Here is a 13,197-nt window from a genome sequence, read left to right as displayed (position 1 = left end):
GTCGGGGCTGAAGTCGGTGTCGGCGGCGGCGACGATGTGACAGGCCGGGGCCGGGCTGGATCAGGAACGAGGCGGCGGCGACGTCCAAGGTGACGACCCGCTTCCGCATCGTGCTCAGGTTCGCGGGTTCTTTATTTCTCCGTCAGGACAGTCGTGGAAGCCTCGGGTGACCATGCGTACTCGAGTACGTGGGACAGCTTCTGGGCGATGCCGGCGCCTTCGATGCCCCAGTGTCAGAGCGCCTGCCGTGGCCGCCTCGGCGCTTCTCCGCCTGGAGTGGGGGTGGTGTCCGCCTCTCGCAGCCGCGCGATGTGTTCGGTGAGTTGCCGGGCCCGGGTCTCCCACAGTCGGCAGGCGGCACACGCCTCGAGATGGGCTGCCAACTGCCCCGCGGTGATGCGGAGGCGGCCACCGTGGCGCGATGCCCCGTCGGCACGATCCGCTCCCGCGTGGTCAGCGCCCGGGAAACCCTGATCGCCCAACTCGCCTCCGATGAGGAACAACCGGCCGACCCGGAACGGGCGGAGGCTGCCCCGAACGGCGCCCTCCGTTCACCCGCCATGGCCGTAGCGGTGGCCTGACGTCCCCTTTGGCAACGGACTCGCCGGGTGCGGTGGAGGCACGACCGCTCGCCCTCCGCCGCATCCGGCCCCTCCGCTCGGCTGGGTGGACGGGTGCGCTCCGGCCGCTGCCCAGTCGGATTTTCCGCTCTCCCCCGGGCCGGGGCAGAGACCGCTCACAGCTCGGATGTCGGCTGACACACCCGGACGGTTCCCGGCCGGGACGGTTTTCTCCTTGTGCGACAGAGCCTCCGTACGGTGAGCGGCCGACCGCCCCGGACCGTAAAGGTGAGCGAACCCCGGCCGTTTCCGCCAGGCCTGCACAGAGGAGTGCCGAAGATGCCGTTGACCGATACCGCCTCGACGCCGCGACCGGCGCCCGACGGAGCGGAGCCGCGTGTCGCCCGGACGCGGCGCACGCTGCCGCCTCCCGCCCTGACCGGGTTTCTCGTCCTCCTGGCGGTGTTGATGGCCGCCTCCTACGCGGTGGGGCGGGCGGCCGGTCCGGTGGCGCCCGGTATCCATCGGAGCGTGCCGCAGGACGGCGGGGCCGGGGGCATGGATACGCACGGCATGGGGCCGCAAGGCCCCGGCGTCCGGGAGGGGGCGCGATGAGCAAGCGGCCGGACACCGCGTCCGATCGGACCACCTCGTCCGGCGTGTCCGCGCGCACCACCGACCTGCTGATCGGCGGGATGACATGCGCGGCCTGCGTGGCCCGGGTGGAGAAGAAACTGGCCCGTGTCGAAGGCGTGAGCGCCACCGTGAACCTGGCCACCGGCACGGCGCGGGTCTCCCACCCGGCCACCGTGGCCCCGGCGGAGTTGATCGCCACCGTCGAACGGGCCGGTTACACCGCCGAACTCCCCGCGCCTCCCGCCACCACCGGAGAAGAGGACAGCCGATCGCCCCGGGACGGGGTTGACGACGGGCCCGGCCGCGATGAGGTCGTCGACATCGAACGGCTCGTTGTCACGGCGGTGCTGGCGCTGCCCGTGATCGTCGTCTCGATGGTCCCCGCCTGGCAGTTCGACCGATGGCAGTTTGCCTGCTTTTCCCTCGCCACGCCGGTCGCGACCTGGGGTGCGTGGCCCTTCCACCGGCGGGCGTCGCGCGGTCTGCGGCATGCCACGGCCACCATGGACACCCTGGTGTCCATGGGCGTCCTCGCGTCGTACGCCTGGTCGACGTACGCCCTGCTCTGGGGCGGCGCGGGCGTGACGGGGATGCGCATGCCGTTCAGCCTGCTGCCCTCGGCCGACGACGGACTCCCTCATATCTATCTGGAGGCGGCGGTCGCCGTGCCGCTGTTCGTCCTCGTCGGGCGGCATCTGGAGTCGCGTGCCCGGCACCGGAGCGGCTCGGCGCTGCGGGCGCTGGCCGAACTCGGCGCGAATGAGGTTGAGTTGCGTGTGCGGGACGGCAGCCGCCGCGTTCCGGTGGCCGAACTCACCACGGGACAGGAGTTCATGGTGCGCCCCGGTGAGAAGGTCGCCACGGACGGCGTGGTGGTCGTGGGCGGATCGGCGCTGGATCTCTCCCTCGTCACCGGCGAGAGCGTGCCGGTGGAGGTGACACCCGGCACCGCGGTCGTCGGCGGCGCCGTCAACTCCGGTGGACTGCTCGTCGTGCGCGCCACAGCGGTCGGCGCCGATACGCAACTGGCCCGCATCACCCGCCTGGTGACCGAGGCCCAGGCGGGCAAGGCCAGGATCCAGCGGCTGGCCGACGCGGTGGCGGGGGTGTTCGTGCCGGTGATCGTGGCGATCGCCGGCACCGTGCTGAGCTTCTGGCTCGGCGCGGGCGCGGCGGGTGAGACGGCCGTCACCGCGGCCGTGGCCGTGCTCGTGGTGGCCTGCCCGTGTGCGCTGGGGCTCGCCACACCGACCGCGTTCCTGGTGGCCGGCGGACGCGGGGCGCAACTCGGCGTCCTTATCCGCGGCCCGGAGGCGCTGGAGCGGCTGCGCCGCGTGGACACCGTGGTCTTCGACAAGACCGGCACACTCACCACAGGACGCATGACGCTGACCGACACGACCGTGGCGGAGGGCGGTCCGGAGACGAGGGAGGTGCTCCGGCTGGCCGCGGCCGTGGAGCGGGGCTCCGAGCACCCCATCGGCCGGGCGGTGGTCGCGGCTGCCCGCCGCGAGGAGGACGGCGTCGCGCGGCTGCCGGAGGTGGCGGACTTCCGGGCTGTCGCCGGTGAGGGCGTGTCCGGGCGGGTGGCCGGCCGTGAGGTGCGGATACGTCGCCCCCGGCCGTCGGAGCCTTTGCCGGAACCGTTGTGCCGGGCGCGCGAGGCCGCCGAACGCGCCGCGCACACCGCCGTGATCGTGGAGATCGACGACCGCCCCACGGGGCTGCTCGCCATCGGGGACAGCCTGCGGCCCACCAGTCGCGAGGCGGTGCGCGAAGTACGCGCGCTGGGCATCGAGCCGGTGCTGGTGACCGGTGATGGCGCCGCCCCGGCCCATGCGATGGCGGAACGGGCGGGCATCGACACCGTCCACGCCGAAGTGACCCCGGAGGAGAAGGAACGGATCGTCACCGCACTGCGTGCGCAGGGCCGGTGCGTCGCGGTGATCGGCGACGGGGTCAACGACGCCGCCGCGCTGGCCTCCGCCGATCTGGGGATGGCGATGGGCAGTGGCACCGACGCCGCCATCGGGGCGGCCGACATCACCCTCGTACGCAACGACATGCTGGCCGTCGTCGACGCCATCCGGCTCACCCGGCGCACGCTGAGCACCATCCGCGCCAATCTCGTCTGGGCCTTCGGCTACAACGTGGTCACCGTTCCGCTGGCCGCGACCGGCTGGCTCAACCCCATGGTCGCAGCCGCGGCCATGTCCGCGAGCTCCGTCCTCGTCGTCACCAACAGCCTGCGGCTGCGGTTCCATACCCTCGGCGGACGGCAGACCGGCACCCGGCCCGCTCCCCGTCTCCTCATACGGCCCCGCGGCCACCGAGCACGGCAACCCGGGAAGGAAGTCCGATGTCCTCAGCTACCGAAGCGACCGATGACCGCACCACGCCGCGACGCCGCCTGATGGAGACGATGGCCCGGGGAGTACGGGCGGCGCTGGTCCCGGTGGGCGGCTGCGCACTGGCGTTGGCCCTGCTCACGGGCTACACGGCGACCGGGGCGGCGGGAGAGCCCACACCGAGGATCCAGGTCAGTGGCGGCCGTATCGTCCAGTCCACCGGGCAGACGGCCGCCGTCTACTTCGAGATTCGCAACGTCGGGGACACGGACGACACCCTGATCTTCGCCGACTCCCCGGAGCTGGGAGTCTCCATGCTGCGCGAGCCCGGCCGGAAGCGGCCGGGTACCGTCCGGCGGCCGAGAGCAGTGACCGTACGCGCGCACAGCACACTGCGGATGTCCCCGGAAGGCGTCCACGTCGCCCTCCTCGACCCCCCGATGCTGCGCCCGGGAGAGAGGGTGTCCTTCAACCTGTGGTTCTCCGTACGAGGCCGGGTCGGGGCCGAGGCGATGCGATCACATCTCAACGATCGTTGAGACGGTGCGTTCGGTGCGCGCCGTGCCTATCCATCGTTCGGCGAACGCGTTGATCGTGGGCTTCGCGGCGGAGTCGGGATGACGGCTGTGCCGTTGCCGGTGAAGACGGCGTCGAATGCGGCGGTGAACGTGCTGTCCCGGTCACGGATCGTGGGAGCGTCTCGCGAATAAGGTAGCCCTCGTCGCTGGCGGGAGCGCGGGCCTTGGTCTGGCGATTGCCCAGAGATTCGGAAGTGAAGGCGCCCACGTCTACATCACGGGGCGACGGAAGGAGGCGCTCGAAGCCGCGAAGGCCTCCATTGAAGGACAGGTAACGGCGGTCACCGCGGACGCTACAGTGTCGGGCGATCTCGACCATGTGGTCGAGGCTATCCGTCAGGAGAGCGGGCACCTCGATGTGATCGTCGCGAACGCCGGAAGCATTGAGCGAATGAACTTCGGGGACGTGACCGAGGAACACTTCGACCGCACATTCGACCTCAATGCCCGCGGCACACTGTTCACCGTCCAGAAGGCGCTGCCGATTCTACGAACGGGCGGCTCGATCGTTTTGCTGGGCTCGATCACGGCATTCAAGGGGGATCCCGGGGCAGGGGCTTACAGCGCGGCGAAGGCCTCCGTGCGCTCCTATGCGCGCACGTGGGCGGCAGAGTTCGGCGATCGGGGTCTTCGGGTCAACGTGCTGAGTCCGGGGCCGATCGACACGCTCATCATCGACGGACAGACCGAGTACTTCGGTCAAGATCCAGTAGCTCTCCGAGCCCATATGAGCACCCTTGTCCCGATGGGCCGCCTCGGGCTTCCCGAGGAAATCGCCAATGGTGCGCTGTTTCTCGCCTCGGACGAGAGCAGTTTCATGACAGGTGCAGAACTCTGCATCGACGGCGGTATGGCTCAGGTATAGCCCGCTTCGGCCGGAGCGGAACTGGGCATGAGCTTGTCCTACGGTTTTGGCGCGGAATTACTCCGCTCATTCGTGGGATCGGTGAGTTCGAGAACTCCGGGTACGGCAGTTAGCTCGTTCAAAGACCTTGAGGCAGACCGCATTGTCGTCCGCAAGGACTTCCAGGAGCTTCCCCCTCACGTCGAATACTCCCTGACACCGTTCGGCTCGAGTCTGGCTGAAGCGCTGCGCCCGCTGTGCGAATGGGGATACGCCCACATGGATCGGATCGGGGCGCTGGCGAGCCAACCCGTCGGACCCTGATGGATGACGATGCTCAGAGGCATGCCGTTGTCTTTGCCGTGAGCGTAGTCTGCTTGGCAGTTGATCCCGGGGGTGGTTCGGGTGGCTGGGAGTGTGTCCGGCTTCAGCCCCGGTAGGTCGGGCCGAGCCGATCGAGGGTGTAGTGGGCGTCGGGGTCGTGGGGCGACTGCGGGGCCCTGATCTCCATGAGGGTGTAGCGGCCGCCGGCAAGGCCGGAGACGGCGACCGTGGCGGCCGAGGTGACCTCCCGGCCGTCGGCACAGCTCGGCTGGCAGACCACCTCCGAGACGACGCCCCGCGCGGTGGCCGTGGCGCTGCCCCAGTCGGTCCAGATCAGGTCGTGCAGCATGGCCTTGCCGTCCCCGCAGGCCAGCAGGAGCGAGACGGGCTCGGTCAGGGGCTTGCCCGAGCAGTCGTCGATCGCCCCGGTCTGCCGGGTCCGCTGGGGGGTCGGGGCGGGCGGCGCCTGGCTGGTGGGCGTGGCGGGCTGAGTGGCGGGATCCGTGGAGGGGGTCTGCTCCTCGCTCGGCTCCTGTTGCGGGGTCGTCCGCTGTCGCGGTGTGTCGTCCTCGGTCGGCTGGAGCCGGGTCGGTCGGCTCGTCACCGGGGCGTCGGCGATGCGGGTGCCGCCGTCGCGGCCCGGGACCAGGAGCAGCAGCGCCGTGAGGACCACGCCGACGAGGACCGCGGCCACGACCACGAGGGCGAGCCGGGCCCCGGACAGACCGTGCGGCTCCGGGCGCGGCGGCGCCTCGACCGGGGGGTCCGAGGTCGGGGCGGTGTCGGCGGGGCGGTCGGCGGGGGTGATCAGGTCGTCGACCTCGACCGTCCAGACAGGCGCCACGGGCTCCAACGCCCTGATGACATTCAGCAGTTGGGCGGGGTTCGCCCGCTCCTCCGGGTCCTCGGCCAGGCATACGGCGACGACCTGCCGCAGCCGCACCGGTAAGTTGTCGAGGTCGGGCTGTCGGTTGCTGACGCCGGTGTACGCGGCGACCAGCAGCATCCCCAGCGCGACCATGTCGGCCGCGGGCACGGACACCCCGCCGTCCCGCCCCGGCACGTCACTGGTCAGCAGCGGCCCGCCGCGCGTCAGCAGCACGTTCCCGGCGCGCACGTCCCCGTGCGCCCGCCCGGCCCGGTGCAGCACGGCCAGCGCCCCGGCCAGCCCCGCCGCGATCCACAGCACCGCGTCCTCCGGCAGCCCACCGGCGGTCCCGACGACCTCCTCGAGCGAGGGCGCGGGCCCGGCACCGACAGCGTCCCTCCGCGCCAACTCCCCCACCCGCCCCGCCCCGCCCTCTACCGGATCACTGCCCGCCGAACGCCTCATCCGTCCCCCCGACTAGAAGAAGTTCCAGGACGAGTCTGGCCAAATCCGGCCTGGCCTACAAGGACTTGGACACCGGGGCCCAGTGCCGGAGGGCGACGATCAAGACCGCCGTGCTCCGGGTCGGCCTACCGGGCCGGTCTACCGGGCCGGTCTACCGGGCCGGGCGGAACGGCTGCAGGAAGCGGATCCCGTCCTCGACGCTGCCGTCCATCAACCAAGGCCGTGACCTGAAGCGCTACTGGGCCATCGGCAGCCTGTCCGAGGCATTCTCGACGGTGTGTGCCGACGGACGCGAGGTCGCGTTCGAGATCCTCCACGGCACTGTGGTCACGACCTGAATGCCGACCCCGGCAGTTACTGCCGCAGGCGTTCCGCGCCGAGGTGGGCCGCGTGGAACGCCTGCGGCAGGCGGGTCAGGACGTTTCGAGCGTTGCCCATCCTTCGGCGTCGGCGGACTGTTTCAGCGTCGCCACTGCCCGCAGCAGCTTGGCGCCCCGGCTGGTGCCGGCCGGGACCGTGACGGTGAACTCGCGCGTGACCTCCGCGTGCGGGGCGAGCCCGCTGAACCCGGCCACCGCCGGGGTGACGCTCAGCGGCTCGGGGGCCGCGAGTCGCAGGCCACCCGAGACGGGTGCGGCGCTCTCGTTGCGGAAGCCCACCTTGACCCTGATGCTCCTCCCGGCGGCGGGGCGCGCATCGCTCGGTGTCAGGGTCGGCGGCACGGGCGGCTGCTTGTCCCCGCTCTTGTAGACGCGCAGATAGTCGACGCCCGTCACGGCGTCCGCCGGGCTGGAGGGATCGGTCTCGATCCGTATGGTGTGCCGGCCGTTCGCAAGGCCGCCGATCCGGGCGAGCAGCTCGTAGTACGTGTCCGTGGCGCTCTTCTGGGAGATCGGGCCGCCCTGGACGGTGCCGTCGACCAGTACGCGCAGCACCCCGCCGTTCGGCCCGCGCCAGCCGTAGACGTCGACGCCGGTGCCGGTGAACGTGTACTCGGCCCAGTTTGCGGTGCCGGCGCCGCTCAGGTTGGTGGCGTTGTATGACGAGTCGACGACGGGATACGCGGCGTCGAAGACCATTTTGGTGGTCCAGCCGTGGCTGGTCCAGCCGGGTGTGCCGGCGTTCTTGTCCGTGCCGGCATCGACGACTGTGCCGTTGTCGACCGGTTCGGGGGCCGGCTGCGCGGCGTCCACGACGGTGCGGAAGCCGACCGTCGCCGCCCGGTCCCGGCCGGGGGCCATCAGCAGGTACTTACTCTGGACGTCGAGCCGTTGGGCGTTCTTGCCGGAGGGGAAGTAGTAGTTGGTGACACTTGAGGCGACGATCTGGTAGTAGCTGCCGCCGCGCAGCACGGCGGTCCGGGTGTGGTCGTCGGTGAATTCGTCCGTCCACTGCCATACGTTGCCGACCATGTCGAGGACGCCGAACGGGCTCGCTCCGCCCGGGTGGGCGTCGACGTCGTCCGGGGGCCGCATCTCGTTCCGGCCGTGGAACGGCTCTGGGACGCGCGTGGTGTCGTAGGCGTTGCCCCACGGGTAGCTGCGGTTGTCCAGGCCCTGCGCGGCGTACTGCCACTCATAGCTGTGCGGCAGCCGCCCGCCGGCCCAGCGGGCATACGCGCGGGCGTCCTCGATCGAAACGTAGATGACGGGCTTCTTGGCCCAGCCCGCTTTGTGCTTCGGGTGGTGCCCGGAGCTCCAGTCCCAGTGCTTGAGGAAGTTGTGGTCGTCCGCCGGCCGGTAACCGGTGGCGTCCATGAAGCGCTGGAACTGCTCGTTCGTCACCGGCGTTCGGTCCATGTAGAACGGTGCGAGGTTGAGGGTGAGCTGGTGGTAGCGGTTGGGCTCCGGCTCGCCGGGGAACTGGACGCCGACCCCGCGCACGAGGCCCGCGCCTGCCCGCCAGGACCAGCCCTCGAGCTCGGCGCCACGGACGGCGAAGCGGTAGTTGGCGCCTGGGATGTACACCATGCCGGGCGGGGCCTTACGGGCCCGGGCCGTACTCTTGATATTCGTCATGGTCTGCGGCAGGAACGTGTTCGCCGCGGAGAAGTCCGACAGCGGGCGCCTGGCGTGCCGGTGCATGGACCGCAGGAAGTCGCCGAAGTCCTTGGGGAGGTGGGCCGGGGTGCTGGCGAGCACCGCGCCGAAGCCCTTGGCCTCGATCGGGAACGACAGCACGGCGCGGCCGCCGGAGACCTCCGGCTTCAGCTCGCGGCCGTTCCAGAGGTCGTAGTAGCGGATTCCCGGCCGGTGTGCGACCTCCAGCTGCGAACCGGTGCGCGGTGCGGTGTCGCGGTTGATGAGCGTCCACAGCGTTTGGGTGCCGCGTTCGGCCGGCCACTTGCTCGCGTACACCCCGTTCCGCCGCGTCGGGGTGTGCGGCTCCCACTCCGCGCTGACCAGGAGCTCCGGAAATCTTCTCTCGATCGTGGCGACGCGGCGGACGGCCTCGTTGTCGCGTTCGGTCATGCCGTTCCAGATGCCCCAGATGTTCTCCCAGCTCTCCAGGCCGGTGCCGTTGAAGAACGCGGACTGCAGCATGTCGATCTTGCTGTGGGACCAGCGGTCGTTGACGTGCACGGTGTGGCGGGGTTCGAGCCACTTGTTGACGCTGACCATGGGAACGTCGGCGTCGTTGATCCAGTAGCCCCACGACATCGTGTTCCAGCCGATCTGCGCACGTGCGGTGTCGGCAGGCGGGGATGTAGACCGGAAGCCGAGGCCGTGCTCGGGTTCGAGCACCAGCGGGTGGTCAAGGGCGAGGGCACTGTCGAAGTAGTCCTTCGTGACCACGTTCATCACGTCGCCGTTGAGCCCGTCGGCGCCCAACCGCTTCATCAGGCCGGGCATGATGTCCGCCCAGGTGTCCGCTCCCGGATGGTGCGTGCCGTAGTCCCAGACCATGATCGGGAACAGCACACGCACGTCGCGGGCCTGGAAGTCGGCGACGAGTTTGCGTACCCCGTCCAAGCCACCGGGCAGGTCGCGGATCATCTCGACGGTATTGCGGTTGTCGATGCCGATGTTGGGATAGGTCGGCCAGAGCAGGACGGAGTCGATGCCGCCGTAGCGGCTCGTGACATCGTCGAGGTAGCGGTCGACGGTGTAGCGCTGCCGGTCGGGGTCGTAGAGGTAGCGGTCCTCGACCATCACCTGCGGCTGGATCGGATTGCGCTGGGCCCATGTGAGCTCCGCGCGTTCATAATTGCGCGGGTCGTAGTCGAAACGCTTGTGTTCGGCCGCCCGCCAGTCCTTCATCGCTTTCAGCCAGGCTTCGGTATCGGCCGGCGTGGCAGGGCCGAGCAGCTGCTGCTGTCTCGGCTCACCGAGGATCACTTCATAGGCCGACGCCGCCGCCGAGGCTGCGGTCGGGAACAGCTCGCCAACGGCGATCGCACCGGCGACCGCGCCGATGCCGCCGAGGAACCGGCGGCGGTTCAGGGAGAGTTTTCGCTCGTCAGACGTCATGGGTTCGCTCCCGTCGCGGGACTTGGTCCCGAAGCATCTCGCGTTGATCACGACCTATTCGGGCAGCTTGTCGCAGACAGAGCGGGCCGTCCGGGTCGGCACGGGCCTCTCAGGCGCCGCGTCAGGCGTACACCTTCCGCACCCACACCGTGCGCCGTCGACTCTGGAACCCGTAGTTGTCCGGATAAGCGTCCGTACGCCGTCGGTTCCCGGCACGCGAGTGAACAACAGGAACACTTGTACAGCTTCTTTGCGGCGCTGCAGCGTGCCGGTTCGGGACCCTGTTCTGAGCTGAGATCACGGGAGAGCCGGCAGGCTGCGTCACCAGAGGATGTCCTGGGCCGGACTACTGGCCTTCCGCGCCGTCCGACCTGGCCTGCTGCTCGGCGTGATCCCTGCGCTGCTCCTGCTTGTGGTCCGGCTCTGCATCGCGGGCACGCCAGCCCCATAGACCGGGTGGGCCGCCGGCGGCTCGGGCTCCCCCGCCCCGAGCCGGGCTTCGCGCTGGTGGCGCACCCTCCGATACCTGCGGCCGGTGCAAACAGGTACCGCCGCTACGCGGACTACGCGCCGGCGGTCGCCGCCTGACCCAGCTACTCGAAAAGGATTCCCGCTTCTCGCGCAAGGCTCAGGGCCAACTCCATCCGCCCTGGACCTTGCACCGTCGCGCCGTTGAGGCTCGCGCCTCCGCCAACATCAACGAGCGTGCAGCTCTCGAATCGCACGGTGCCGACCCGGCAGTTGGCCCACTGTGCCCCGGTCAGGTCACAGCCCTCGAACTTCACATTGTGCATCTCGGCGCCCTGGAAGTCCGCGCCCGCCATCTTGCAGTCGGTGAACACGACGGCGTAGAGCTTCATGTGGCGAAACAGGCCGGGGGCGATGACGCAGTTCTCCATGCGCACGTCCCGGAAGGTTCCAGACCTCCACGACGAGCCCGTGAATCGGCTTCCACTGACCGCGCATCGGATCAGTGAAACGTCTTGCGCACCTACTTCTGCGAAGTCGCAGGTCTTGAATCGACAGTCGCTGAACTGGCTGCGGATCAATCGTGTTCCGGTAAAGCGGGAGCTGTCGAACGTGCAGCCCTCCATTTCGACGGCCTCAGCCGTGAGGGCCACGAAGGGCGTTCCCTCATATCGCACCCCACGGATCATCGCGTCGTCTTCCAGGCCGTCTCTCGCCATGTCGGCCGGCCGCAGGGTGGGGAAGACCTTCGGGGCAGTGGGATTCTTGACGCGGGTGGTCCCGCCGCCTCGCCGAATCGCCTGAGTCATGCGAAGTCGATCCATTCGCCGGATGGTGTGGAGGGTGGAGACCAGAGTCCAGGCCGCGGAGCACCCTCCGATGGGCGGTTGCGCTCCTCGAACGGATGACTGGCGACGCTGCACCCCCGGTCCGCCCCAGAGTCAGCACCAAACCAGCACGGGAACGAGACGAGGACCCGACCCCGAAGGATCGAGCCCCCTCTGACCTGCATATTCGCTAGTTCAGTCAACTCGTGCTACGTCACCCGCTACACATTGAAGCGGAACGTTGAGCCAGCGCGTCAGGCCGCTTCGCCGTAGCCGAAGGGCTTGTCCGGTGTCGCCGGTCCCACGCACTTCGTGCGGGACGGGCCGCGGGGGCCGACGTCGCCCGCAGGCGAGTTGGTCAGCTCTCCCATCCGAGGTAGACCGACTTGGACCAGGTGAAGAAGTCCACCGCGACCGCGCCCTGCTCGCGGAAGGTGTTACTGGAGGAGTCACCGACGCCGCCGAACGGGACGTTGAGATCCAGGCCGGTCGTCGGGCGGTTGACCTTGACCACTCCCACGCGGGCGGCCGCGGCGAAGCGCTGGGCGGCGGCCAGGCTGCGGGAGCAGATGCCCGCGGCCAAGCCGTAGGGGGAGTCGTTGACCAGGTCGATCGCGTCGTCCAGGTCCGCCGCGGACAGTACCGCGATCACCGGGCCGAAGATCTCCTCGCGTGCCGCGGCGCTCTCCTGGCCGAGGCCGGCGAGCACGGTCGGGGCGAGCATCAGCCCCTCGGCGGCCTCGCCACCGGCGGCGACCGTCGCGCCTTCGGCCCTGGCCCGCTCGATGGCGGCGGTGACCGTGGCAAGCTGCCGCTCGCTCACCACCGGGCCCATCAGGGTGCCGTCGGCCAGGCCATCGCCGGGGCGGTAGCGGGCCGCCTCCTTGGCGAGCGCGGCGACGAAGTCGTCGTGCACCGCCGGGGTGCAGATCACCCGGGAGGAGGCGGTGCATGCCTGGCCGGTGAGGCCGAAGCCGCCCGCGGCGGCGATCCGCGCGGCCTGTTCGACGTCGGCGTCGTCCAGCACCACCAGCGCGTTCTTGCCGCCCATTTCCGCCTGCACCCGGCCGCGGCGCTCCTGCACCGCGCGCTCGATGCGCATGCCGACCCGGGTGGAGCCGGTGAAGGAGACCGCTGCCACCCGGGGGTCGCGGACCAATGCCTCGCCGACTACCGGGCCGGAGCCGTGCACGACGTTGAGCACCCCGGCGGGCAGCCCGGCCCGGAGCAGGGCATCGGTGAGGTGGCGGGTGGAGAGCGGGGTGAGCTCGGCGGGCTTGAGCACCACCGCGTTGCCGCCGATCAGCGCGGGGGCCAGTTTCCAGGCGGGGATGGCGATCGGGAAGTTCCACGGGGTGATGAGCCCCACGACCCCGACCGGCTCCCGGCGGGTGTGGACCATGGTGTCGGGAAGCGCGCTGGGCAGCACCTGCCCGCCGAGCCGCCAGCCCTCGGAGCCGAAGAAGCGCAGTACGTCGATGGCGCGCCGGACCTCGCCACGGGCCTCGGTCAGCGTCTTGCCCTCCTCCCGGACCAGGTCGCGGGCGGCCTCCTCGTGGCGGGCGCGCAGGATCTCGGCGGCGTCCAGCAGGATCGCGCCGCGCGCCGGGGCGGGCAGCGCCGCCCATCCCGGCTGGGCCGCGGTACCGGCCGCCACGGCCGCGTCGACGGCCTCGGCGCCGGAGGCCGGGGCCACGGCGACCAGCTCGGCCGGGTTCGCCGGGTTGTACCGTTCGAGGCCGTCGCCGGCTATCTCCTCGCCGGCGATGAGGTTGGGGATCCGTACAGTGCTCATGGATTCGGTTCCTC

Annotated in this window: 10 protein-coding genes and 1 pseudogene; 7 read left to right on the top strand and 4 right to left on the bottom strand. The window is 70.3% G+C overall.

What is annotated here, in order from left to right; all coding sequences use genetic code 11:
* The first annotated feature begins 413 nt into the window (after positions 1-413).
* The 6 genes and pseudogenes from NP777_RS06260 (at position 414) to NP777_RS06235 (ending at position 5,290) form a co-directional block, all read left to right on the top strand.
* On the top strand, positions 414-581 hold the full coding sequence (locus NP777_RS06260) for a hypothetical protein (RefSeq protein WP_391858460.1): 168 nt from the start codon (positions 414-416) through the stop codon (positions 579-581).
* Between the two features lie 318 nt (positions 582-899).
* Complete coding sequence (locus NP777_RS06255) at positions 900-1,175, top strand: hypothetical protein (protein ID WP_256649028.1); 276 nt, start codon at positions 900-902, stop codon at positions 1,173-1,175.
* On the top strand, positions 1,172-3,610 hold the full coding sequence (locus tag NP777_RS06250) for a heavy metal translocating P-type ATPase (protein ID WP_256649027.1): 2,439 nt from the start codon (positions 1,172-1,174) through the stop codon (positions 3,608-3,610). Before NP777_RS06255 ends, NP777_RS06250 begins: the two co-directional genes overlap by 4 nt.
* On the top strand, positions 3,556-4,083 hold the full coding sequence (locus NP777_RS06245; RefSeq protein ID WP_256649026.1) for a copper chaperone PCu(A)C: 528 nt from the start codon (positions 3,556-3,558) through the stop codon (positions 4,081-4,083). The genes NP777_RS06250 and NP777_RS06245 overlap by 55 nt, the downstream gene beginning before the upstream one ends.
* Before the next feature lie 169 nt (positions 4,084-4,252).
* A pseudogene (locus NP777_RS06240) lies at positions 4,253-4,987 on the top strand (SDR family NAD(P)-dependent oxidoreductase); the annotation flags it as partial.
* 27 nt (positions 4,988-5,014) lie between these two features.
* Positions 5,015-5,290: a winged helix-turn-helix transcriptional regulator gene (locus NP777_RS06235; protein ID WP_256649025.1), complete on the top strand. Its 276-nt coding sequence runs from the start codon at positions 5,015-5,017 to the stop codon at positions 5,288-5,290.
* A 103-nt stretch (positions 5,291-5,393) separates the two neighbouring features.
* On the opposite strand, the gene NP777_RS06230 is transcribed toward NP777_RS06235, so the two are convergent.
* Positions 5,394-6,575, bottom strand: a complete 1,182-nt coding sequence (locus tag NP777_RS06230) for a hypothetical protein (RefSeq protein ID WP_308405031.1) — start codon at positions 6,573-6,575, stop codon at positions 5,394-5,396.
* A 113-nt stretch (positions 6,576-6,688) separates the two neighbouring features.
* Between NP777_RS06230 and NP777_RS06225 the strand changes: the two genes are divergently transcribed.
* Complete coding sequence (locus tag NP777_RS06225; protein WP_256649024.1) at positions 6,689-6,961, top strand: hypothetical protein; 273 nt, start codon at positions 6,689-6,691, stop codon at positions 6,959-6,961.
* Between the two features lie 75 nt (positions 6,962-7,036).
* On the opposite strand, the gene NP777_RS06220 is transcribed toward NP777_RS06225, so the two are convergent.
* The 3 genes from NP777_RS06220 to NP777_RS06210 all read right to left on the bottom strand — a co-directional run bounded on the left by NP777_RS06220 (position 7,037) and on the right by NP777_RS06210 (position 13,183).
* Entirely contained in the window at positions 7,037-10,093 is a 3,057-nt protein-coding gene (locus tag NP777_RS06220) for an SUMF1/EgtB/PvdO family nonheme iron enzyme (protein ID WP_256649023.1), read from the bottom strand.
* A 593-nt stretch (positions 10,094-10,686) separates the two neighbouring features.
* Positions 10,687-11,385, bottom strand: a complete 699-nt coding sequence (locus tag NP777_RS06215) for a pentapeptide repeat-containing protein (RefSeq protein ID WP_256649022.1) — start codon at positions 11,383-11,385, stop codon at positions 10,687-10,689.
* Between the two features lie 361 nt (positions 11,386-11,746).
* A complete protein-coding gene (locus NP777_RS06210; protein WP_256649021.1) occupies positions 11,747-13,183 on the bottom strand; it encodes an aldehyde dehydrogenase family protein in 1,437 nt (478 codons plus the stop codon).
* Positions 13,184-13,197: the final 14 nt, after the last annotated feature.

This window comes from Streptomyces rugosispiralis (assembly GCF_024505145.1).
GTDB classification, from domain to species: Bacteria; Actinomycetota; Actinomycetes; order Streptomycetales; family Streptomycetaceae; genus Streptomyces; species Streptomyces rugosispiralis.
The sequence above is the reverse complement of the archived record's forward strand: the minus strand, read 5'-3'. Positions and strand labels throughout refer to the sequence as shown.

Coding starts and splice junctions, on each gene's coding strand:
- NP777_RS06235 (WP_256649025.1), top strand. CDS start 5,015: ATGAGCTTGTCCTACGGTTTTGGCGCGGAATTACTCCGCTCATTCGTG.
- NP777_RS06210 (WP_256649021.1), bottom strand. CDS start 13,183: ATGAGCACTGTACGGATCCCCAACCTCATCGCCGGCGAGGAGATAGCC.
- NP777_RS06250 (WP_256649027.1), top strand. CDS start 1,172: ATGAGCAAGCGGCCGGACACCGCGTCCGATCGGACCACCTCGTCCGGC.
- NP777_RS06255 (WP_256649028.1), top strand. CDS start 900: ATGCCGTTGACCGATACCGCCTCGACGCCGCGACCGGCGCCCGACGGA.
- NP777_RS06220 (WP_256649023.1), bottom strand. CDS start 10,093: ATGACGTCTGACGAGCGAAAACTCTCCCTGAACCGCCGCCGGTTCCTC.
- NP777_RS06215 (WP_256649022.1), bottom strand. CDS start 11,385: ATGGATCGACTTCGCATGACTCAGGCGATTCGGCGAGGCGGCGGGACC.
- NP777_RS06245 (WP_256649026.1), top strand. CDS start 3,556: ATGTCCTCAGCTACCGAAGCGACCGATGACCGCACCACGCCGCGACGC.